This is a genomic window from Desulfitobacterium metallireducens DSM 15288 (genome assembly GCF_000231405.2).
Lineage (GTDB): Bacteria > Bacillota > Desulfitobacteriia > Desulfitobacteriales > Desulfitobacteriaceae > Desulfitobacterium_A > Desulfitobacterium_A metallireducens.
Genome location: NZ_CP007032.1, coordinates 1,753,192 through 1,775,756 on the forward strand (window position 1 = coordinate 1,753,192; position 22,565 = coordinate 1,775,756).

The window sequence follows — 22,565 nt, forward strand, 5'->3', positions numbered from 1 at the left end:
CCTTCTCATATGAAGCGGATCACTTCATAAAGAAATCTGAAGAATTCGAAATGCTCTTTCCGTTGCCCCGATCGTCAACTCATACGCTTGTTCAATTGACGTTTCCAGCATCATCGGACCATTCACAATACTCACAATGGAACTGAGACCATAATCATAAAGAGCTTCTGCACCAGGACCGATCGATCCCACGATGGCAAGTACTGGCTTCGCTTGCTTAACCGCCCTCTTAACAACTCCCATGGGTACTTTTCCATAGAGCGATTGGCTATCAATCCGACCTTCCCCTGTAATAATGAGATCCGCCTCTTCTTGCATCTGATCAAACTTAACCGTATCTAGAATGGTCTCTACTCCTGTCTTTAGTTCAGCGTTCGTAAAAGCCAGTAAACCTGCTCCTATTCCGCCAGCAGCACCTGACCCTGGGATATCCTTCAGATCAAGGCCGAGCTGCTCTTTAATAATCTGTGCGTAATGCTCTAAATTGCGGTCTAGAATTTGCACCATTTCGGAACTTGCTCCTTTTTGCGGGCCGAAAACCGCTGATGCTCCTCGTGGCCCGCATAGGGGATTATCAACATCACACATCACTGTTATCTTCGTGTTTTTCAACCGGGGATCAACCTGCGTGAGATCAATGCTTGCCAATCGTACTAACTCTCCACCTCCCGGTTTTAGTTCTCTACCCTCTTTATCTAGTAGCTTCACCCCAAGTGCTTGAGCCATTCCTGCTCCACCATCGTTCGTGGCACTCCCACCAATTCCTAGGATAATATCGCGTGCCCCAAGATCCATAGCTTTGAGGATCAATTCTCCGGTTCCCTTTGTTGTTGTAACTAGTGGATTCCGTAGCTCAGCGGGTACAAGGGGTAGCCCTGAGGCCGCTGCCATTTCCAAGACCACCATCCCGTCCGGCAATTGTCCAAGAAAGCTCTCAATTGACTCCCCCAAAGGAGAGGTTACCTTTGTTTTTAAAATTTTTCCTTGCCTCGCTTGGACCAGTGCTTCAACTGTCCCTTCCCCGCCGTCAGCCATCGGTAATATGTAACTCGTTGCTTCAGGGAACACCTTATGAATCCCTTCCGTAATCGCCTCTCCGACCTGTTGACTTGATAAACTTCCTTTAAATGAATCAACTGCAATTAAAATATGCATTGTATAACTCCTTTGTCCACGCATAATCTTTTACTTTATGTTACTTTATATTTTAGTAATCTATAGAAGTTAATTCAAGAGCACCAAGAGCAGTTAATAGTGCAGCAAGTCGCTTGATCTTGAAAAATATATTCTTGACCAAGATGCCATTATCTTCTATAATAAATGTATAGTGTTCAAAGGGGAGTAGCTGTTACAGCAAAGTCATCAGTACGGAATTAAGGTTCCTGGCTTTGTTGGCAACTCAAGTTGTTAGCAAGACCTTTGCCCATAACGGGTAAAGGTCTTTTTATATGCCATAATAAATAGAAATGATTTTAATAAGAGGAGGAAAGTTATGGGATTATTAAGTCCTGAATTCTTCAGTGCAATTCTCTCCATCGTACTTATGGACTTGGTTCTAGGTGGAGATAATGCCATTGTCATCGGGATGGCCGCACGAAATTTACCAGCCAAAGATCAAAATAAAGTCATATTTATCGGTACAGGAGGAGCAATTGTCATCCGTTCTCTCGCAACCATTATTGCAGTTTGGTTGCTGAAAATCCCAGGATTAATGCTAGCCGGCGGTCTTCTTCTTGTCTGGATGGCTTATAAACTTCTTGTCGAAGATAAAAGCGAAGAAAACAATATCGAATCCAGCTCAAATTTGTGGGGTGCGGTTCGGACAATTATCATTGCCGATGCCGTGATGGGGTTAGATAATGTTTTGGCAGTAGCAGGTGCTTCACATGGTAGCCCTCTACTCGTAATCTGCGGTCTTCTGATTAGTATTCCTATCGTGGTTTGGGGTAGTACCCTTGTTATTAAAGCGATTAATCGCTTCCCGATCATTATCCCCATCGGTGCTGCTGTTATTGCTCACACTGCAGCAACTATGATCATGGGTGAACCATTTATTCGGAATTTTGTAGGAGACAGTTCCCTCATTGAATGGGGACTTAGCATTATCTTAATTTCTGGCGTATTGATTGTTGGTTATCAGAAGAAAAAACAGCGCACTCGCTCTAATGATCAACAAGAAATTGCCTAAGTAACTCTCTCTTAAAATATAAACAACGTTTACATGAAAAGGATACAATACCATGAACTCAAAGTTCAAGTGTTGTATCCTTTTTAGTTTTATTTAGCAACAACCACCCTCTGAGCAATCACAGCTCGGTTCCGTCCCTGTTAGCCATCCCTTAATAATTGCAGAGGCACAACCGACACCGGGCTTAACTTCTAAAGCATTAACTGGACAATTTCTAACACATGCGCCACATTCCATACAGTGATCTTTATCAATAATGACCGACTTTCTCTCACTTAGGATAAAAACGTGATGCGGGCAAACTTCAAGGCATCGCCCACAACCTATACATTTATCGGACTCTATTTTTAAGGTTGACACATTCTTTAAATAGGTATTTCTCACACTAACATCTCCTTAAAGAGTAATGAAACTATTAACTAGAACTAATACTATCCCCAAGGATATCGAAATAATAATCGCTGGAAGAGCAATTTTCATTTCTTTCAAAACACCTGAAAAAGACGTGAAAGTCGAGGAACCTGTAAAATTCATCGCATAGTACGCCGCTATAGGAGGTAGGATGAGTAAATACCCCAATGCTCTTAAGATACTATATTGGGGTAGGTTAGGCCACCCATTTAATCCATTAACGAGTACTGCCCAAATCAAACCTAATAACCAGCCCTTCCATGCAAAAGCCCGACCTGGAATCCAAGGGAGTAATACCGGAGTTACTACGCACCCAATGATCACTGCCCCCATATACGCGTAAAAATCAACAAAGCCAAAAGGGCCAATCCCTAGAAGGTCTAACAAAAAGAGAATCCCAAAAATCATTAGAGAAACCTTGAGCGAATTGACTAATTCAACTGGAGTTAAAACTAATCGATCATATGTATGAAATGTGACTGCCCGCATTTCTACCGTGGCTTTCATTCCTGAATTGATAAACGCGGAGATATCTTTGGCTTTCACTGGTCCATAGATGATTTTAAAACCAGAGTGCTTCGTAACCTCATGTGCACTTATCCCAGGTGCTCCCAATTGAGGTAAAATTAAGGTTCGATGCGACACAACTTTCCCAAGCTGGACTATAGCTATGCGGTTAAGGAGTTCCTGAGTTCCAAAGGCACCCTTACCGGCTGCGCACCAAACATTGACTCCTTTTGTATCTATGACTAAAATCCAAACATCTAACCCTTTTAGGTCTTTTCTTAACATATCGAAGCTTAATTTATAATTAGCACTCACCATTATCGGAGAATTCGGATTGGGATTACCCACGCTATAAAGGCCAGGCTCAACTCTATAATCCATCCGGTTAATTCCCCATCGGACCTTCCACGCACCTAAAATATCCTGAAAGGTTAATTCGGTGGAAGTCTTCGTCACTTTTATTTCCCGGCTCAATATTTCCATCAGATTATCCCTCTATTCTTTATCTTACTACACTTGGCTTTAAACTCTCACTTGCGACTTCTATATTTTGCTGCGCCGAAATTTCTCCGAGAAATCCATAACCAGATGGGTTTATTTACGATATCGAAAAATTTTTGTTCGACAACCAAAAGAGCTAGTCCATTTCTTACTGTCGCTCTGCTAACCCCATATTGTTGACTCAAAGAAGATTTTGCAGGGAGAATGTCACCCGGTTTTAATACAGAGCTGTTGATCTTCTCTTTTATCTCTTTCAATATTCTGAGATAAACCGGACTATTTGTCATGGTCTGATACTCCCTATGGATTCTTGGAGAGCATCCATTCCTTACATATCCTCACACCAACGGAAACATCTCAGGCGAAATTATGTGCCCCTCCAACAACTTGAATGTCAAAACGTCAAAAAAACTTATTTTCTCAATTATACAAAATAATTGTGAAAAAGGGCAAGTTATAGCGACTTGCTCAGGAAATATGTTACAACCCATAAAAAGCATAAGTCCCAAACCGACGAACCACACATTTTTACTTTAACAACCTTAACAAGTACAACCCATAAAATTCCAACAGCGTGCATCACATAACCTGCAATAGCATATGCCATTTTTGACGTTGGAGATAAAGTTGCTGTGGACAAACCTACCGTCATCCCTAATCCAACGCTTCCGTTGCCAATTGTGTAACCATCATTCCTTGGTCTAAGGGGTCGCTGGATAATTTCTTACTTTTTATAAAGCTGGAAAGTTAACGTATCTCCTTCCACGAAACTACGGATTAAGAGAAACGTATCTGTGCTATTTTTGAATCTAAAATCAAGAACTCCATAAGCTACTGTTGCGTCCTGCCCGTAAGGAACATAAGTTATCTCCAGTGAATGCGCATGTCTTTCGAGAATTTCTAAACCTGCAAGATTTACGACATTATAAAGCGTCGAAGAAACTTGGCAAACTCCCCCTCCGAGCCCTGGGACAAACTCTTTTCCTACAATGATCATTGCCTCTTTATAACCTGCTTCAGCCGTTCGTTCTCCCACACTCTCATTGAAGGAGAATCGTTCACCAGGTGCTAATACTTTTCCATCAAGAGCCTTTGCAGCAAGGCGAATGTTCTCCGTACGATTGACCTGGCGCGAATCAAAGTAAGTTGAATATTGAGCTATCGGCAAGGGTTCCTGAACATTAAGATGAAGCTTGATTGATTTTTCATATCCATCGACAGTTCCATTAAAAACACTCTCCCCTACACTGCTCGTATCGACAGATGTCGGATTCCACTTCACAGGAACATCGAGGAAATCACTGTTATAAAGTTGAGCCTGAACTGTTGTTGGTAAAGAATAGTCTTTATTTTGAATAATCGTTGCAGTTATATCGTCAATAGAAGAAATACTTGTTTCCTTCGCTAATCCCAAAATCAAGTTACTTGATTTTTCGACAATCTCATCTGGCACAACTCCACTGCCCCCAAATGAAACTATATTTGGTCTTAATTTTTTTCCTGAAAGTTTACCAAAATAACTGGCGACTGACTTTGGTAACGCAGGTACAGAAGGGTCGATAAATATTATGGGATCTCCATTCTTAGAAGCCACAATACTCCCTGCTAAAGCATCCGCGAAACCATAACCAGTAGCTAAGTAGACTGTTGATGGGTTCGGTGCAAACGTTTCAGCGATGATGGCATTCGTATCGAATCGAGATTGTCCTGTCAGCCGTTCGACCTCAGCCTGGGGTAACACACTCCTAATTTTGGATTTTACATTGTCCGAAATGGCTCCTTCTCCACCGGTTATGTATACTTTTGATGGCTTCCGTGCCCGCAAAAATTCTTCTACTTCTTGAGGAAGTGCATCATGCGGAGATAATAAAATGGGCCAGCCGTTATTTGCTGCAAAACTTGATATACTCAAGGCATCAGGATATTGTTCTCCGGAGGATATCACAACATTAGATACCATTGTATCTTTAAGCGAGCTAGCGATCATGTAAGATGTATCATACCTGTCTTTACCCGCTATTCTTACCGTATTTTTGAAGCCAAGCTCATTAAGGGTCGCTTCGAATTCGGTACCAATGATGCCATTACCCCCCATGATATAAACCGTTCCAGCTAAATCAAGATGATCATGGATATAATCCAAAGCATCTTTAGAACTCACAACTGATGAATCAACTAAGAGTATCGGGGCTTCCTTTTCATGGGCAAAGACACTTGCAGATAAAGCATCTGCAAAATCATTCCCAGTTGTGAGAATGACATTCTTCACCTTTCCATTGGAGTAGTACTCAGAGATTACCTTCGCCGTCTCATATCTTGTATACCCAGAAAGTCTATCCGTTCTCATAATTTGTGGTGAGTTCATAGCTGAATTGAGATTATTCGAAGTAGCATAAGCTGGTGTTCCTATAAGAAGGCTACTCCATAAAATTAAAATAGGTACAATTCCTTTTTTGTTCACCTCATACGACACTCCTTCTACTTAGAAATCCGGATAATTATCTCATGTTGAAGAAGTGAAGCATGTCGGAAAGAGCATCCTTAAACGTACTTTTAAGTGCAAAAAGGCCCTATTCAACATATATTCGTAACCATCACCTCAGAATCAAAATTTTGCTAAAAGATACTACCAAACATATTAAAATTCGACCAAATTATATATTCTTAAGAACTTTAGGATATAATAATTGAAAATTATTTAAGTTGAAAGAAGGTGATGTAATGACTAACAAAAATGTTGTACCCAATAGATTAGCTCTAGAAAAGTCTCCTTACCTACTCCAACACGCTTACAATCCTGTAAACTGGTACCCCTGGAATGAAGAGGCTTTTCAAAAAGCGAAAACAGAAAACAAACCTGTTTTTTTATCTATTGGGTATTCGTAGTGTAGTTTGTCGACATGTCACTGGTGCCATGTTATGGAACGCGAGTCCTTTGAGGACACGGAAGTCGCCGAATTACTCAACCGCAGCTTTCTTGCCATTAAAGTTGATCGCGAAGAACGACCTGATATTGATCACTTATACATGGAATTTTGTCAAGCCTTAACCGGTTCTGGAGGATGGCCCTTAACAATTCTTATGACACCGGAAAAACAACCTTTTTTCACAGGAACTTACTTTCCTAAAAGCAGCCATTATGGTCGACCTGGGCTTATAGACCTTCTCAGCCAAATCAGTGAGCTTTGGGATAAAGATGAAAACAAGCTTAGAAAATCGGCAGAAGAAATCGTCAAGGCCATTACTTCCCACCAAAAGCGTTCTTCAGAAGAAGTTAACCCCGTAGAAGTTCATGCACTTCAGGGATTTCTGAACGTTCAAAATGGTGGTGATGCCTCAGCCGATTTCCAATCCTGGGCAAACGAACTTATTGAACAATCGTATCAAGCCCTAATTCAGAATTTCGATTCTCGCTATGGAGGTTTTGGTCAAGCCCCGAAGTTTCCCTCCCCTCATAACCTAACCTTTTTGTTGCGCTATGCTAAAGATCATCCCGATAGCCAAGCAGAGGCAATGATTCGAAAAAACCTAGATACTATGGGGCAAGGAGGAATTTATGACCATATTGGCTTCGGGTTTGCCCGCTATTCTACAGATCAGCAATGGCTTGTCCCTCACTTTGAAAAAATGCTTTATGATAATGCCCTACTTGCTATAGCCTATATCGAAGCGTATCAATCCCAAAAAGAGCCTCGTGATGCACAAAAAGCTCAGGAAATCCTGACCTATGTTCTCCGCGATATGACTTCTCCTGAGGGAGGTTTTTACTCGGCAGAAGATGCAGATTCTGAAGGAATAGAGGGCAAATTCTACGTCTGGACTCCTGAAGAAATTACTTCGGTACTTGGTGAGAAACGTTCCGCACTTTTTTGTGATGTGTTCAACATCACGCCTGAAGGAAATTTTGAAGGAAAATCAATTCCGAATCGACTCTCAGGGGACATCGGAGAACTCGCCCGGAAACATCACCTCAACCCTGAAACGCTCAACTACATATTAGAAGAGGACCGTCTAAAATTATGGCAATCCCGGGAACACCGGATTCATCCTCACAAAGATGACAAAATTCTTACCTCCTGGAATGGGTTAATGATTGTAGCTCTCGCCAAAGGAGGGCAAGTCTTTAACGACAATAAATATATTCTGGCTGCTGAACAGGCTGCACACTTCGTTTTAGAGAACCTTTATCCTAACGAACGACTATTAGCTCGCTTTCGCGATGGAAATGCAGCATATTTAGGGTATCTTGATGATTATGCCTTTTTCATCTGGGGACTTTTAGAACTTTATACGGCCAGTGGCAAATCGGATTACCTAAAATCCGCTCTCTCCCTTCAAGAACAACTTGAAACCCTCTTTAAGGATGAGGAAGCTGGAGGGTATTATCTTACGGGTTCGGATGGTGAAGAACTCCTTCTACGGCCTAAAGAAATCTATGACGGGGCACTGCCCTCAGGCAACTCCATCACAGCACTCAATCTTCTTCATCTTGCACGTCTAACCGGGGATGAACGATGGAAACTCCAAGCTGAAAAACAACTTCTCTCCTTCCGTTCCACTCTCACTAGTAATCCTGCTGGCTATACCGCCTTTCTTCAGGCTCTCCAATATGCTCTCCACCCCAGTCAAGAACTCCTCCTGGTTGGCTCCTTGAACCACGAAGGTATTTCACCTCTAAGGCAAACCTTTTTTACAATCTTTTTACCCTATTCGTCTCTTCTTTATCATGAAGGGAGACTTGGAGAACTCCTTCCCTGGGTTAAGGATTATCCCTTTGACCCCAATAAAGTATTGGCATATCTCTGCACCAACTTTACTTGTCAAAAGCCCGTCGAATCGCCTGAAGAACTCAAAGCTCTGCTCGAAAAACTAAATATCTAAAAAGGAGCTGTGTTTTCACACAGCCCCTTTACTTATTCACGACCCCAACAATCATCAGCGAGGGGTGCTCAGCTAAATTATAGTCAATAGGACGGAGTAAACGAATATCCCCTTCATGCGTCACTCGGACATAAGGGCGAGTCGGAAATGCAGGATTTTGTCGGATAACATTTCCTCGCTGTCCATTGCTTAATTTCACACCAGAGCCTGATGGATAGACCGCGATGCTCTTAGAAAAGATATCAAGGACTCGAGGTTCAAAATGCGTTCCACGCTGAGACACAACATATTCAAACGCTTCATGAGGTTGCATTGCTTCTCGATAAACTCTTTTACTCGTTAGAGCTTCGTAAACATCAGCCACAGCCGCGACTCGCCCAAATTCATGAATTTCAGTTCCCTTGAGTCCGCGCGGGTAGCCCGTTCCATCCCATTTTTCCTGATGCTGAAAGGCAATATGAGCGGAAAGTATGCTGAAATCCTGATTCTTTCGTAGAAGCTCAAAGCCATATTCGGCATGTTTTTTAATTTCAATAAATTCAGACTCTGTCAACGGCCCTTTTTTATTGAGTATTTCTTGCGGAATTTTCATCTTACCAATATCATGCATAATAACGCCCATTCCAAATTCTAGGAGTCTCGAATTGTCCCAACCCATTGCAATTCCAAGGAGGAGAGCGATAACTGTAGTATTTATTGAATGACGATATGTATAATTATCATAATCACGAATTTCTACAATGTTGCTTAAGATATCATGGCTCGCCATGAGATCATCAATCATCTGCTCAATTAAGGCTTGAATCTTATCTGCGCCCAGCGTACTCAGTTGGCCTTCTTTAACAAAATTAGTTAGATTCTGCAACGTAGAATAGGCTGCTTTGCGCGTTTGTGCGGATACGCCAGTATAGACTTCCACGTCTTCAAACTGATCATCTTCGATAAAGATAACATCAACCCCCATATTGCTTAAGCGGTTGATATAATTTTGGATCAAAGTAATCCCAGCTTGTAGCAAGACATTTCCAAAGGGACTTACGATGGGGCGAGCCAAAATCTCTCCCTCTTCAACATAATTAATGTTCACTAAACGCATTCTATCTCTAACCCAAACCCTTTCAGCTTTAAAAAAATCTATAAACAAAATCATTATAATTTTAAGCAATTTATTTATTTTCGAGTAATTATCTAATAATCCTTCTTTATTAGACTAATAAACCATTATTTTCCCTTTAGTCCTAATTTGATTTATTCCGTAGGACCCATGTCCTATCAAGAATAAAACCCAGTAGTTTTAACTACCAGGTCTTTTGGGATACACTAAAATAAGCATATGTAATAATTCTGAGGCAATCAGTTCAACTTTTTCTCAAGAAGGACATTTTCTTTTTGATTAATGGGGCACTGACAAGCATACCCCATTACCTGAAACGTGGGGAAAAAGAGATCCAGTTCTTCTCTCCCTGAAAACATGAGTTGAATAGATTCGCCTGACCATTTTAGGGATAACCTCTCCGCAAAACTGAGCAAAGTCATTTCAATATCTTGATTTTTAAATTCCGGTTTAATATAAAGCATCTCAATGGTAACTACTGCATCTTTTCGAGTAAGTGCTAAGAGTGCTTTCATCAATTCATCTTCACCACGATAGTAGAAAATTCGTCCATTGTGATGAACTTCTTCCCAATAAGCACGTTCTTTCTCCACAGATGTCACTAAGTGCATTTCCGAAACAGCCTTCCAATTTTCGCTCAAAAATTCCACCGCTCCATCGAGTTGAGCGGAGGATACTTCATAAATATGGTTCATCTCCCCTACCCCCTATTTACGTCATCTCTTGAGTTGATACTGTAGTTCGCTCGCTATTTTTAATTATACAGCAAATTTAGAATATTACTTCTGTTTAATCTTATTTATTCCATATATATTTATGAAGCATGATTTTGATTTATAGATTTTATGTACAAAATAAAGAAAAAGGCATTTTGGGTAATCTCAAAATGCCTTAAAGTTCTTAATTGGTGCGGTCGAGAGGACTTGAACCTCCTAAAATGATACTCAATGTCGCTTGTACCAATGGTTTGCGGTAATGTGACCGAATTTTTGACCGAATAATTATAAACTGATTATTTTAAAAGAATAGCCAAACTATGTCCTTTTTTAAGTGCATGACTATAATTTCCTGCGGTAGTGCTTGGTACTTGCCCTAATTGTTCTGCAACAGTAGTTATTGATTCACCATGATCCAATAAAATAGAACCTACTCCATGTCTCAAATCATGAATACGAATATGATGTAAACCCGCTTTTTTCAGTACACTCTCTTTTGTTTTGAAGATGGTTTCATGACCAAGGAATTTGCCATTATCGCTCTGAAATACAAAATCACTATCTTTTGCCCTGCTCAACTTTACCATTACTTTTTTATGTTCCTTGAGCTCTTGAATAATTTCTTCATCAAGTTCAATTTCTCGTTTACTGTTTTTGTTTTTTGTGCTTTTAAGATATTTAGTTCTTGAATTGACTGCTTCAACAATTTTAATCGTATTACTGTCTAATAGAACATTCTCCCACCTTAAACCAATCAGTTCCCCAATTCGCATTCCGGTTAAGGCTAAGATTTTGAGTGGCAAATAATGTTTGTATCCTTTGGCAGCTTTAATAAACAGTTTTAATTCATCTTCATTTAGTACGGATCTTTTGACATGTCCTATCATAGGAGATTCAAGACCAGCCACAATATCATCATTCAAATACTTTTTCGACAATCCCCAATTAACAACAAATCTTAACATATCGTATAAATTCTTTATTGTCCTTGGTTTCAAGTTTGAATCATCTTCTAATGGCTTTAAGCTTTTTCTTATTTGCTCTGAATTTACAGAGTATAAATATAAGTTACCAACTAAAGGTCTAAGTCTGTCTATTTGACGTTCATAGGTCTTGTACGTGCTTAGTTCAATCCTAGTCTCTTTGTACTTCAGATAATCGTCAAACAAATTATTCATAGTCATATCATGCGCTTTTGGGACATTCATTTTCTTCTTTAATTCAGCTTCAATTTTTCCTGCATAGAGTTTTGCTTGTGGTTTGCTTCCATAAAAAGTTTCGTAGTGAGTTTGCTTTTTACCTTCATCATCCTTCCCCAAATAGATTCCGATTTGCCAAACATTACTACCACGATTCCTAAATTGTGCCATTTGGTTTACGCCCCCTTCTTGGAAGGGGTTGGACAACTTTATTATACATCATATCGTTTCCCTTTTCATTCTTCATAAATTCTTCCAGAGATTCTTTTGAAATACGAGTTCTTCTCTCTGATAACTTGACAGATTCTAGATGTTTATAATTAACCAGGTCATAGATATATGACTTGGAAACTTTAAGGATCTGAGCTACCTCTGGAACTGTATAATATTCTAACGTTTCAACCATCTATAAATAATCCTCTCTTTTCTTTATCAATAATTATTGCATATAAAAAAGGACTAAGAGTAAAATCTTAGTCCTCTACCAATAAGGCACACCCTTTATTCATTTGCATTTGTATTTGTATTAGTATCTATAACTTTGTTTTCCTGTATAGTTTGCCGAGCTGTTGATTGACCAAAGTAGAATGCAACAACTAAACTAAATACCGTTAAAAATTGTTCTGAACTTACTTTCCCTATAACCGCTAAATAACAAAATACTACTGTAAGCAATAAGGCTATGATTTTCTTCACCTGTAAAAGTTGTATTAATTGTTTCATATTAAAGTCTCCTTTTTAAAATGCAGGAATATTGATAGTTACACCCTTCATTGCAAACCATCCCAAAACAATAAATAAAACTATTCCTAGAATTTTCAATGTAATATCTTTTGTATTATTATTTTTGGTTTTTACAACTTCGGCATTATTTGTGTCTTTAATCGTGTTACTATCAGCAAGCTTTTTTACTACTTCAGTCATGGAAGTTTGTGTTGCTAATAGAGCATTATTTGTTGCGTTAGATGCTAGGGAATTACTTTCAATTCGTGTCAACATGCCTTTTACATCATTTAATTGACCATCAATATTACTTAATTTTTCTTCTGTTACACTTTTAAAAATTTTTAGGTCATTTATATCTCCATCATGGCGATTAAGAATTTTCTTATGATCATCTAAAACCTCTTTAATTTCTGGTTCAATTGCCAACTCAACCACCTCCACTTGTCTCGCCCCCTTATAGTGTTATAATTTTAATTAACTACGAATTCCTTGGGCTTTAAGGAATGAGTAGTTGGGAAGTGGAGTGATCTGCTTCCCTTTTAATTTTGACCTATATTTTGACCAACCTTTGCAACAGTTCCAAACCAACTAGCTCCACTAAAATATTTACGATTTGGATGATTTGGAACATCTGCTCCACCAATAATAACTAATTCATTAGCTTTAAAAACTTCTTCAGGTGCTTGATTACCATTAACTCTAAAGAAAATGGGGCAAACAGATGTATAATCAAAATACTCTTTAACAAGAATCATATCTTTAGGTTCTGGTGTATTAAGTAAAACTACGCGTTCCATATGTAAATCATCTCCATTATATAAATTAGTTACTTCTTTCACGTATCTATCATAGGGAAAATTATCACCTGGGCAAGCCGTGGCGAACTGATCTTTATGTTCTTTAATGGTTGCCTTAGATGGGATAATACCAAGTTCTTTACACTTTTCTACGCAATGCTTAACCGAACTATTAAATTGAACATCTGTCATTTTATCTGCATTTGGACTTTGAAAATTTCCAATATGACATATAGAATAGGCTCTTTGATTCATTGTAAATCTAGAACCATCAGGTGCTAATCCAGGATCATGTGCACCACTATAATAAGTATCTCTGCCTTTACCTACCGTACCATCAGATTCAATTACCGCACTATAACCAATATCTCCATAACCGCGAATATTTTTATGGTATTGTCTAATTTCTTCTGTGTTTTTTTCGTGCCCTGCTGAGTGGTGTAAATCTATAAGGGTTATTTTACAAGGTCTAACTTCCATAGTTTTTATTTTCACCTTCTCATTTTACTTTCTTAGCAATTGGACATAAAAATAGACCATCGTTTTGAATGGTCTAAGTAATTTAAACTACTTTTTTCTTTTTGCTTTTTTCTCTTCTTTTTTCTGCCACGATTATTTTATTTTTATATTCGCTAAGTCTTACAATTTGCTGATTAGATAATTTTGTTACATGAATGATACATCTAAAATCTTCATTCCCAGCTTTTTCAGGAAATTTTCTCTTATTCATTTTATTAGCAAGCTTTTGTAAAAATCTTGGTTCTAAAAATTCAGCCGAATCTCCAAAATACTTAATTATACTTTCTTTCGAAATTAACCATGTATCAATTAGAATATCTTTCTTTTCTTTTATTGCTATAAATGTAATGTCTATGAAATTTGATATTAGACAAGTTGGTTTATTATTACACAGTTTACCAATATGAAACTCTATAAATCCATAGGGGCTACGTTTACATTTTAAAGGCAACCCTTTCCCCCAAATAAATTTCTCAGCAATCAGTAACATAATTGATAAGACTATTATTGTAAAAGCAGTGGTAAGGATCAATAAATCAATTTGATATTTAAGAGCGAATAAAAAAGCAAATATATAAATAGCTAGAATTATAAATGCATATTCAATGTACAGTTCATTAATAGATTTTATTTTCTTCATAACTCCTCCATTCCATCCAATAATCTTCGACAGAATAGAGGATAATCCTTCATTAAGTGGGAAATATTATGTTACGATCTAATCCCTGAATATGGAAATCTATGATAGAATATTATAAATAATAACTAATTTAGGAGTGATGTAATGAGGAAATATGAGCTACCGGGATTGATATTGGTCTGTTCTGCATTATTGGGCTATATTATAGACTTGAATTTGTGGCAAGGAGTTGCTTTTGTTTTGTTCAGTGGGAGCGTTTTGCTGACTGGAATTAAGATAAGGAGTTGGTAATATGCGTATAGATCTACAAGATATTAGAGATGTAGGCATTTGGGTTGCTATGATATTATATTTTTTTGCTATAAGTTATCTTGCAGAAGGAGGACAAAGTTTATTAATATTTTTCTTTGTGATTGCCTTTAGTATATTGGCTATTGGAGGTCTTATAAAAAGTACAAGTAAATTCCTTGAAGATTATTATTCCAAGAAAAAAGATACATCAAAACTATAAAAGAAAAATAAGACAAGGGATTATTTAAGTCCCTTGTCTATTAGTATTTCTTTCTTTGCCTTTGCTTTTGCTTCAGATATAGCTTTTGCTAATAAATCTGCTCTAACTTCATCAGCAGATTTATTTTTATTATCTTTAGCATTGATATAAGTGCTCTTCTCCATCACATTATTAAAAGAATTCAAGGTCAATTCTCCTACACGTTTCTGATATTGTGTTGCTTCAGTAGGAGTTAAGTTAATTTTTGGATGAGTTTGGGTTTTCTCAATATAATTTGGAACCATTGTTGGGAATTGATTTGTTAATCCTAAATCATTTAATCTTCTTAATTCAGAATCTACTTTAGGATCAATATTTTGATCTCTGGCAATAATTCCTGGACTTAGAAATTGAGAAAATGCTCTACCCACTGGATTCTCAATTTTCTTAACATCTTCACCAAATGGAGTTTGTTTAGGTTGTAATGACATGCTGACAACAGGTATTTTCGCAACTATAGCATTTTTGAAGGATTCAGGCATATTCCCCTTAATATATGTTTGTCTAACTGTTGGATCTATTGTACCTGCTAATTGACTAACTGCTGTTGGAATGAACTGTGTAGCATAGGATTGAGGCAATTGAGCTAATCCCTCCATAAAACCTTTTGTTCCACCTCCAAGTAAATTTTTAACTCCTTTCATGATAGACATATTAAATACAGTATCTCCTGAAGCATTTAATCCTTCCATCATTCCATTTGCTATAGTTAAACCCATTTCCCAAAGTTTAGAAGTGTTATTCTTTTCAACAAGACTATTCATTTTGGCAACATCTTCTGGTTTATTTTTGATTGCATTATAAATTTCTACACCAACAGATAAAGGAACTGAGAAAGGTTGCATCCAGTCATAAGAATATTTACCAAGTATAGAAAATGGAGAATTACCTGTATTGGCATCATATGCTTTTAAATCTGCATCACTAGAAGCTTTACCAGTTAATATCCCTTTACTTGCCAATAAATAACCTAAACCTAATATACCTGTTCCAGTTAAACCTTTAGCCATTTCATCAATTGCAAAACTCGCACCTTTAGAATCTCTTATTTTGGATAATCCATTAACTATTCCAATAGGACTATATTGCATTCCACGTTTGATAATATTAATAGGTGTTTTAGTAAAGGGTAATGCAGCTTCTACCACAAATGCTGTTGTTTTTGCCCCTAAATTTGCATCATTTCCTGGATTCTTAACCTTATTTAGATAACTAGAAATAATACTAGCATCCTTATAAGTTGCCTGTTCTGCTTCTAATTTAGCTGTATCAAAGGCCTGTTGGTCTAATTTGGAAAAATCTTTAATACCTTTGGCTTGAGCATAAGAAGCAAGTCTGTCTACATAAGCGTTTTTATAAAATGGATTATCTCCCCATTGAAGAAGATTATAATTAAGTTTACTGATTTTTTCTAATCCATTATTCTTGAATACTCTTTTATTAGCCATATTCAGTTTAATATTGTCCATATATTTGTTTGTCCCATTAAGAAGATCATTTTTATTAGCTTCAAAATAAGTATTTGCTAAATCTTTATATTCTTTATTGATAATAACAGATTGAGTTCTTTCAGCTTGTGGTAGAACTACTTTTTGCATAATTCCAGATACTCTTTGAGCAGATTTCCTCATACCCATCATAATTCCATTACCTACGACATTTCTAATTTGAGTTTTAGGATTAAGTAGCATAGAAATATGTCTCCATGCGTTTAATTTTTCCATTACGGTTGAAGGTAATTCATTCGCTATTCTGGTTTGTATTTGAGTAAATGCATCTTCATAAGATTGTTTATTTCCACGCTCTATTTTGCTAACCATATTAAGCTCATCAGGGGTTAGATCAACATTACTCCATTTCTTACCGTATGTTTTTAAACCTTCTTCATTGAGAGTCTTTAATTGTTTACTCATAGTCATAAGGAATGTTTCTGGATCTGCTTCACGTAATATTCTCGCAGCTTGCCCAAATTGCCCTGCTTGTGTTAATTTATCAGCTACAATTGAAATTATTTCTCTAGCTCCTTGAATGTTTCCAGATTCCGTTGCTTGACGAGACAATAATTTAGCCAAAGGAATAGCTTCTGGTTGCATACGAGCAGCTAAATCAGTTAATTGAGAAATAGCTGATTCCTGACCTTGATTAAAAACAGCTTGAGCTTTTGCTAAAGTTTCAGGGTTTCCTAATTGCTCATATGTTAAAGGTTTATTAGTATAACTATCTCTTAAAACATCAGGATTATTTACATCTGTTCTAGTATTTGCAGAAAATCCACGTTCTTTTAAACCTGTTCCAATAATAGGATCTGCTCCAACCGGTACTGTTTGGGGAATATCTGTTTGAGGTAATATTTCAGTTTTTGGTAAAACTTGATTTGGATTAGACATTTGAGCAGGTTGATTTGTGTTTGGTAAAGGTTCATTTGGATTTGTTACTAAAGGATTATTAGGCTCAGTTAGATTTATTGTTGGTTTATTTGAAATATTTAAAGGCTTAAATTGCCCTACTCTATCTTGAATTTGACTTTCATTTGTCCAAGTTTTAGGTTGTTCTAAGGGTTTTAATTTCGGAACAACCCCTGAAACTCTTCCCATTCTTAATTCTTCAGGAGTAAGTGTAGTTTTAGCATTTTGAGCTTTTACAAGATTATCTGTTAAAACAGGGATGTCTACCCCTGTATTTAACTTAATATCTGCATAGGCTTGATCTATTGAATATTACGGAGCAAAATGAGCCATGCTTCCGGACTGTGAGAGCCACAGCTCCGGATTTTTAGAGCCACCCTTCCGGATTGTGAGCCACTTGATGAAACTTCTTATTAGAATGTAGTTATACACCCGAGAGAGGAGTGTAAATACATTCATAGGAGGTCATCAAATGACCAATTATCGAGAGATTCTTCGGCTAATTAGCCAAGGAATCAGTCAACGCAGCATCGCAGTGAGCTGCGAATGCTCACGCAACACTGTTGCCAAGGTGGTGAAACGATCCAACGAGCTTAATATTACTTGGCCGTTAAACCCAGATCGGACGAATGGTGAATTGCACAAGCTTTTCTATCCTGAATCCACATTACCTCCTACCCGAAAGCGCCCGGATAATGAGTACATTCATAAAGAAATGGCGAAAAGCGGAGTAACGCTCAGTCTGCTTTGGAATGAATACTGCGAATCCTGCAGACTCAGCAATGAGATTCCCCTCATGTATACTCAGTTTTGCTACCATTATCAGCAGTATGTGGCGAAGACCAAAGCGACCATGCATATCGGACGAAAGCCTGGCGAACAAATGGAGGTCGACTGGGCAGGCCAAACGGCAAGCCTCGTGGATACGGATACAGGAGAGAGCATTGCTGCCTACATATTTGTAGCTGTTCTACCGTACAGTCAATATGCTTATGTGGAAGCTTTTCTGAATCAAGGCCAAGAATCCTGGATTACAGCTCATGTCAATGCCTACAAGTATTTTGGAGGCGTTACACGGATTCTTGTACCGGATAATCTGAAGACCGGTGTGGAACGCTCCTCATGGTATACGCCCATAATCAACAAGTCTTATCACGAAATGGCCGAGCACTATGGGACCGCTGTTATTCCTGCTCGGGTAAGAAAGCCCAAGGATAAACCCAGTGTTGAAGGGACGGTTGGCACCATTTCCACCTGGATCGTTGCGGCTCTCCGTCGTCAACAATTCTTTTCTCTTCCAGAACTTAACCTGGCGATACGAGAGAAACTGGAGGCCTTCAACAGTAAACCGTTTCAGAAGAAAACGGGAAGCCGTCAGAGCGTATTTCGAGAAGAAGAGAAAGCCCTGTTACTACCTCTTCCCGCAGTACCCTATGAATTAGCAGTTTGGAAGGTTGCCACCGTCCAATTTAACTATCATGTTACTGTAGAGAAAATGCATTACAGCGTCCCTTATGAATACATCAAACACAAAGTCGATGTCCGAATCACCCGTTATGTAGTTGAAGTGTTTTTTAATAATCACCGGATATGTTCCCATCCTCGCTTGCATGGTCGTCCCGGACAATACAGCACAGTTACGGAACATATGCCGGAAGACCATCAAAAGTATACAGCATGGAATGGCGAACGCTTCGTATTTTGGGCAGAAAACGTTGGTAAACATACCGCCGTGGTAGTGAAGGCAATCTTGTCTTCTCACCGTATAGAACAACAAGGCTACAAAAGCTGTATGGGTTTACTCAAACTAGCAGATAAATACTCGGTTAGTCGCTTAGAAGCAGCCTGTGAAAAAGCACTCTCCTACACACCCAACCCCAGCTACAAAAGCATTCAGACCATCATCAAAACGGGACAAGACAAAATCGTCAAGGAAGAGCCGGTTAACCCTGAGAAATCCTCTAACAGCTTTGGTTTTACCCGAGGCGCAGACTACTACAGGAGGAATTCATAATGGTTAACGAAACAACAATCGGCAAGCTTAATGAAATGCGACTCACTGCTATGGCAGAATCATTTCGCCAACAACTTCAAGATCCATCCTATACCGCATTAAATTTTGAAGAACGATTCGGGCTCATGGTGGACACGGAATGGGCAAGGCGTAAGAACAATAAACTCACTCGCCTCATCCGCAAAGCCGATCTTTACTTTAATCAAGCGTGCATTGAGGATATTGAATATCATGCGGATAGGAAATTGGACAAAGCACAAATCGCTCGGTTATCAACATGTACTTACATCCAAGAAAAACACAACATCATTATCCTTGGTGCTTCCGGCGCAGGAAAAACCTATCTCAGCTGTGCCTTCGGTATTGCCGCCTGCCGCAACTTCTATACAGTGAAGTATATTCGGCTTCCCGATTTACTGAATGAACTGGCAGTAGCACGAGGAGAAGGTATCTACAAAAAAGTAATGAAGCAATACAAGCAAGTCAGTCTGCTCATTCTAGATGAATGGTTACTCGTTCCACTGGGTAATAGTGAAGCACGTGATCTTTTAGAAATCGTGGAAGCGAGACACAAAAAGGGATCAACCATTTTCAGTTCTCAATTTTCACCCGCCGGATGGCATGGCAAAATTGGTGAGGATACTTTAGCTGATGCCATCTTGGACAGAATTGTTCATGATTCCTATACAATCTTGATCGATGGCCAAGATTCCATGCGTAAACGCAAAGGAATACAGGAATAACAAAACCTTACTCTAGTTTAGAGAGCTGTGGAGAGTGAGGACAAGCCCTTTTGGGTCTTTCTCAAAAGAACTTGCCCACACTCTCCACAAACTCAAGGAAATTCGGGTGGCTCTCTGTCCGGAGCAGTGGATCATTTTTTCCAGAGAGATGGCTCAGTGACATCTGGAATAGTGGCTCTCTAAAACCGTAATATTCATCTATTGTTGTTCCAGGTGGATATCCTGCTAAAACATCATTATGACCAATATAATTCTGTGCAGTTTGAATCCCTTGATTATATTCATTTAATGCTCTTTGTTCGCCTGTCGTAAATTTATAAGCACCATTTTGACGAGGAGGAAGAGTAGCTTTAAATTCGGCTTGAGTTGGTGTTTTATAAGCATTTTGAAAATCTTGTAAAGGATTATTTAACGATTGAATATTATTGTCTGTTGCTAATTCTGCTGACTTTAATTCAGAAGCAAGTTTTAATTCAGGATTAACCGCTTTTAATCCCGAATTAAAGACACTTCCTGCCCCTCTTAAAGCCATTCCTCCAAGAGCTACACTAGGTAATTGTGATTCACGATCTAAAAATTGTTGAGTATTATCACCATTTGCTATAGCTTCAGTTGGTGCAACTACTGTTCCATAAGTTACTGCATCTTTTAATCCACCTTTGATAAAAGCAGGGATTTTAGAAGCAATTTTCTCTGTAGCTTTTGGTAAAATTTTAGATCCAACTTTACCAACTAATCCTTCACCAGTTGTCCATAATGGTATTTCAGGAATAAATTCGCCAATTTTACCAAGAGCAGTTGTTGAAGGGTGAGCATCTCTATAATCCTGTTGTGCTTGTAGAGCAACAATTTGTTGTTGACCAAATTCAGCCATAGGTGCAAAAGAACTATTTGCTTCGATATTTGCAATATTAAGATCATTTCCCCCTACACCTAACTTAGTAAGACCAATTGCTAAACCGTTCTCTACTTCATTGGCAAGTTGTGTAGGGTGAGTACCATACCATTTAACCCCACCGACAAAATCTTGAACGCCATTTTTTACAGTATTTTTCACAGTATCAATAAGAGGAGGTTGATAGTCAGGTATAGTATCATTGACTTCCCTTAAACCCTGCATTGAACTATTTTGCACAACATCTATATTTTTTGATATATCCCTCTGCTTATTTTGTTCGTCAATTAGGTATTGAAGGGGATTATCATTAGAATTGTTTCTAATTTGTTTAATTGCAATCTGAAATTGTCTTGACACACCTTCACCTCCCTAGCCAACTTCTTTGTTTAAGGTGCTTAAATTATACCAAGTTCCATTAGCATCTTTCTCCCAAGTAAAGGCATTTTTAGCACGAGCTATAACATCATCAAAGTTCGCCCCTGCTCCGACAAAATCATTATAGTGTTGATTTGCATAGGTCAGAATTTCAGAGCGTGTTGCTCCATTACTTGCCATATCATTTAAAACTTTAAAAGCATTATTATTTGCCTGAGTTGTACTTGCTTTATCTAAATAATTCAATTCACTAACTGACATTCCACCTCCACTACTACCACCACTACTTGCTTTCATTCTACTTAGTTCCAATGCAGAATTTTTATATGATATATCTGACGCTAACTGTTCTTTTTGCAATCCAAAAGTATCTTGGAATTGTCTTGCTTGTTGATCTGCTTGACTTTGTCTGAAAACATTATCTAAAGCATTTTGAACATTTCTAGCATCAATCTGTTGTTGTGTCATTCGATTAGTCGTAGCATCCTGAGTAGCTTTATATGCCCAATTATTATAATCTAATGCACTTTGTGCTCCTGCATTTGCAATTTTGGCTTGAGCATCTTGAAGTATTGCAAGAGAACTTTCATCGCCTTGAACTTGAGCTAAAGAAATTGCATCATTAATTTGTTTGATTTTACTTGCTAAATCAGTTTGAGCAGTAGCAATCTTAGTCCCAAAATCTGCATTAAGTTGTTGACCTTGAAGATTATTCGCATTGATATTATTTTCAGTCGTTGTATCATTTAGAAGTTGTTGTGAAGCACTCTCACCTGACTGAAGTAAATTCATTTGAGCTAAATTATTACGTGTACGTTGAGTGTTGGCTATACCTTGTGCAGAAGCTTGATTATTTAAATTAGTTACTTGACCTGGTATTTTACCACGTTCAGTATTTAGTGTTCCAATTGCTGTATTCATCTGATTAGTATAATCAGTTTTAGTTGCTTCTCCTTGCTGTGCTTGTCTAGCAATTGCTTGTTTAACTTTCAAAGCTTGGTCACTAGCTTGTTGATTATATAAATTAGTTTGTGCTGTAAGCTGATTTTGCAGAGAAGATTTTATTTCATCTTTAGTTTGTTGAAGAGATGCTTTCATTTCATTTAAAGGTCTTATATTTGTATCGTAGTTTTGGAATGCGGTTTGAGTCGCATCACGGTCTGCACCATATACCCTTTGTGCCCCATTCAAAACAGAATCGGGAATAACCGAAGATCCACCCAGAACAACATCATTTGAACTAATTGCCATACCTGGTTTATAAAGTCTTACATCTGCATTAGGATTAGCTTTCTTCGCAAGATCATAATCTATTTGATTTGCAATATATGCCATAAAATAACTCCTTTCTTAAAGGTAATAAAAAAGAACTGTCCTTGAA

The 22,565-nt window shown here is 38.1% G+C and carries 20 protein-coding genes and 1 pseudogene; 5 read left to right on the forward strand and 16 right to left on the reverse strand.

The features are described 5' to 3' along the window. Positions 1–24 precede the first annotated feature (24 nt). On the reverse strand, positions 25–1,155 hold the full coding sequence (locus DESME_RS08380) for a glycerate kinase family protein (protein ID WP_006718601.1): 1,131 nt from the start codon (positions 1,153–1,155) through the stop codon (positions 25–27). A gap of 337 nt (positions 1,156–1,492) precedes the next feature. On the opposite strand from DESME_RS08380, the gene DESME_RS08385 reads away from it, so the two are divergent. Further along, positions 1,493–2,188 carry a TerC family protein gene (locus DESME_RS08385; RefSeq protein ID WP_006718600.1) on the forward strand — a complete coding sequence of 232 codons (696 nt, stop codon included), beginning with the start codon at positions 1,493–1,495 and terminating at the stop codon, positions 2,186–2,188. Positions 2,189–2,281: 93 nt separating this feature from the next. Here DESME_RS08385 and hgcB read toward each other — a convergent pair whose 3' ends face one another. The 4 genes from hgcB to DESME_RS08400 form a co-directional block, all read right to left on the reverse strand. Beyond that, positions 2,282–2,572: a mercury methylation ferredoxin HgcB gene (gene hgcB, locus DESME_RS15660; RefSeq protein WP_006718597.1), complete on the reverse strand. Its 291-nt coding sequence runs from the start codon at positions 2,570–2,572 to the stop codon at positions 2,282–2,284. Positions 2,573–2,584: 12 nt separating this feature from the next. Then, positions 2,585–3,589: a mercury methylation corrinoid protein HgcA gene (gene hgcA, locus DESME_RS08390; RefSeq protein ID WP_006718596.1), complete on the reverse strand. Its 1,005-nt coding sequence runs from the start codon at positions 3,587–3,589 to the stop codon at positions 2,585–2,587. A 47-nt stretch (positions 3,590–3,636) separates the two neighbouring features. Then, the gene (locus tag DESME_RS08395) at positions 3,637–3,894 is read right to left on the reverse strand and encodes a GntR family transcriptional regulator (RefSeq protein ID WP_006718594.1); all 258 of its coding nucleotides are present in this window, start codon (positions 3,892–3,894) and stop codon (positions 3,637–3,639) included. A 437-nt stretch (positions 3,895–4,331) separates the two neighbouring features. Continuing rightward, a complete protein-coding gene (locus DESME_RS08400; protein ID WP_006718589.1) occupies positions 4,332–6,068 on the reverse strand; it encodes a cell wall-binding repeat-containing protein in 1,737 nt (578 codons plus the stop codon). Positions 6,069–6,328: 260 nt separating this feature from the next. Between DESME_RS08400 and DESME_RS08405 the strand changes: the two are divergent. Next, positions 6,329–8,488: pseudogene (locus tag DESME_RS08405) on the forward strand (thioredoxin domain-containing protein). 28 nt (positions 8,489–8,516) lie between these two features. On the opposite strand, the gene DESME_RS08410 reads toward DESME_RS08405, so the two are convergent. The 8 genes from DESME_RS08410 to DESME_RS08445 form a co-directional block, all read right to left on the reverse strand. Then, positions 8,517–9,584 carry an HD-GYP domain-containing protein gene (locus tag DESME_RS08410; RefSeq protein WP_006718583.1) on the reverse strand — a complete coding sequence of 356 codons (1,068 nt, stop codon included), beginning with the start codon at positions 9,582–9,584 and terminating at the stop codon, positions 8,517–8,519. Positions 9,585–9,841: 257 nt separating this feature from the next. Then, positions 9,842–10,297 carry a hypothetical protein gene (locus tag DESME_RS08415; RefSeq protein WP_006718581.1) on the reverse strand — a complete coding sequence of 152 codons (456 nt, stop codon included), beginning with the start codon at positions 10,295–10,297 and terminating at the stop codon, positions 9,842–9,844. A 317-nt stretch (positions 10,298–10,614) separates the two neighbouring features. Next, the gene (locus DESME_RS08420; RefSeq protein WP_006718579.1) at positions 10,615–11,688 is read right to left on the reverse strand and encodes a tyrosine-type recombinase/integrase; all 1,074 of its coding nucleotides are present in this window, start codon (positions 11,686–11,688) and stop codon (positions 10,615–10,617) included. Continuing rightward, a complete protein-coding gene (locus DESME_RS08425) occupies positions 11,675–11,923 on the reverse strand; it encodes a helix-turn-helix domain-containing protein (protein WP_006718578.1) in 249 nt (82 codons plus the stop codon). The genes DESME_RS08420 and DESME_RS08425 overlap by 14 nt, the downstream gene beginning before the upstream one ends. 95 nt (positions 11,924–12,018) lie before the next feature. After that, entirely contained in the window at positions 12,019–12,240 is a 222-nt protein-coding gene (locus tag DESME_RS08430) for a hypothetical protein (protein WP_006718575.1), read from the reverse strand. 15 nt (positions 12,241–12,255) lie between these two features. Further along, positions 12,256–12,684 (reverse strand): hypothetical protein, encoded by a 429-nt coding sequence (locus DESME_RS08435; RefSeq protein ID WP_006718573.1) that lies wholly within the window; start codon positions 12,682–12,684, stop codon positions 12,256–12,258. 98 nt (positions 12,685–12,782) lie between these two features. After that, positions 12,783–13,520, reverse strand: coding sequence for a peptidoglycan recognition protein family protein (locus DESME_RS08440; RefSeq protein WP_006718571.1), 738 nt, complete (start codon positions 13,518–13,520; stop codon positions 12,783–12,785). Positions 13,521–13,602: 82 nt separating this feature from the next. After that, the gene (locus DESME_RS08445; RefSeq protein ID WP_006718568.1) at positions 13,603–14,199 is read right to left on the reverse strand and encodes a hypothetical protein; all 597 of its coding nucleotides are present in this window, start codon (positions 14,197–14,199) and stop codon (positions 13,603–13,605) included. A 292-nt stretch (positions 14,200–14,491) separates the two neighbouring features. Between DESME_RS08445 and DESME_RS08450 the strand changes: the two genes are divergently transcribed. Beyond that, positions 14,492–14,710, forward strand: a complete 219-nt coding sequence (locus tag DESME_RS08450) for a hypothetical protein (protein ID WP_006718564.1) — start codon at positions 14,492–14,494, stop codon at positions 14,708–14,710. A gap of 20 nt (positions 14,711–14,730) precedes the next feature. On the opposite strand, the gene DESME_RS08455 is transcribed toward DESME_RS08450, so the two are convergent. Further along, complete coding sequence (locus tag DESME_RS08455; protein ID WP_006718562.1) at positions 14,731–17,343, reverse strand: hypothetical protein; 2,613 nt, start codon at positions 17,341–17,343, stop codon at positions 14,731–14,733. A 283-nt stretch (positions 17,344–17,626) separates the two neighbouring features. On the opposite strand from DESME_RS08455, the gene istA reads away from it, so the two are divergent. Both istA and istB read left to right on the forward strand, forming a co-directional pair. Then, complete coding sequence (istA, locus tag DESME_RS08460; RefSeq protein ID WP_006716270.1) at positions 17,627–19,168, forward strand: IS21 family transposase; 1,542 nt, start codon at positions 17,627–17,629, stop codon at positions 19,166–19,168. After that, positions 19,168–19,911, forward strand: a complete 744-nt coding sequence (gene istB, locus DESME_RS08465; RefSeq protein WP_006716269.1) for an IS21-like element helper ATPase IstB — start codon at positions 19,168–19,170, stop codon at positions 19,909–19,911. Before istA ends, istB begins: the two co-directional genes overlap by 1 nt. A gap of 61 nt (positions 19,912–19,972) precedes the next feature. Here the strand turns inward: istB and DESME_RS08470 are convergent, their stop codons facing one another. Together DESME_RS08470 and DESME_RS08475 are read right to left on the reverse strand one after the other, a co-directional pair. Further along, a complete protein-coding gene (locus DESME_RS08470; protein WP_006719094.1) occupies positions 19,973–21,166 on the reverse strand; it encodes a hypothetical protein in 1,194 nt (397 codons plus the stop codon). A 12-nt stretch (positions 21,167–21,178) separates the two neighbouring features. Then, positions 21,179–22,519, reverse strand: coding sequence for a hypothetical protein (locus tag DESME_RS08475; protein ID WP_006719096.1), 1,341 nt, complete (start codon positions 22,517–22,519; stop codon positions 21,179–21,181). Between the last annotated feature and the right edge of the window lie 46 nt (positions 22,520–22,565).

Excerpts from the sequence above, each read along its gene's own strand:
- DESME_RS08380 (WP_006718601.1), bottom strand. The coding sequence starts at position 1,155 with ATGCATATTTTAATTGCAGTTGATTCATTTAAAGGAAGTTTATCAAGT.
- DESME_RS08385 (WP_006718600.1), top strand. The coding sequence starts at position 1,493 with ATGGGATTATTAAGTCCTGAATTCTTCAGTGCAATTCTCTCCATCGTA.
- hgcA (WP_006718596.1), bottom strand. The coding sequence starts at position 3,589 with ATGGAAATATTGAGCCGGGAAATAAAAGTGACGAAGACTTCCACCGAA.
- DESME_RS08395 (WP_006718594.1), bottom strand. The coding sequence starts at position 3,894 with ATGACAAATAGTCCGGTTTATCTCAGAATATTGAAAGAGATAAAAGAG.
- DESME_RS08410 (WP_006718583.1), bottom strand. The coding sequence starts at position 9,584 with ATGCGTTTAGTGAACATTAATTATGTTGAAGAGGGAGAGATTTTGGCT.
- DESME_RS08415 (WP_006718581.1), bottom strand. The coding sequence starts at position 10,297 with ATGAACCATATTTATGAAGTATCCTCCGCTCAACTCGATGGAGCGGTG.
- DESME_RS08420 (WP_006718579.1), bottom strand. The coding sequence starts at position 11,688 with ATGGCACAATTTAGGAATCGTGGTAGTAATGTTTGGCAAATCGGAATC.
- DESME_RS08425 (WP_006718578.1), bottom strand. The coding sequence starts at position 11,923 with ATGGTTGAAACGTTAGAATATTATACAGTTCCAGAGGTAGCTCAGATC.
- DESME_RS08430 (WP_006718575.1), bottom strand. The coding sequence starts at position 12,240 with ATGAAACAATTAATACAACTTTTACAGGTGAAGAAAATCATAGCCTTA.
- DESME_RS08440 (WP_006718571.1), bottom strand. The coding sequence starts at position 13,520 with ATGGAAGTTAGACCTTGTAAAATAACCCTTATAGATTTACACCACTCA.
- DESME_RS08445 (WP_006718568.1), bottom strand. The coding sequence starts at position 14,199 with ATGAAGAAAATAAAATCTATTAATGAACTGTACATTGAATATGCATTT.
- DESME_RS08450 (WP_006718564.1), top strand. The coding sequence starts at position 14,492 with ATGCGTATAGATCTACAAGATATTAGAGATGTAGGCATTTGGGTTGCT.
- DESME_RS08455 (WP_006718562.1), bottom strand. The coding sequence starts at position 17,343 with ATGGGAAGAGTTTCAGGGGTTGTTCCGAAATTAAAACCCTTAGAACAA.
- istA (WP_006716270.1), top strand. The coding sequence starts at position 17,627 with ATGACCAATTATCGAGAGATTCTTCGGCTAATTAGCCAAGGAATCAGT.
- istB (WP_006716269.1), top strand. The coding sequence starts at position 19,168 with ATGGTTAACGAAACAACAATCGGCAAGCTTAATGAAATGCGACTCACT.
- DESME_RS08475 (WP_006719096.1), bottom strand. The coding sequence starts at position 22,519 with ATGGCATATATTGCAAATCAAATAGATTATGATCTTGCGAAGAAAGCT.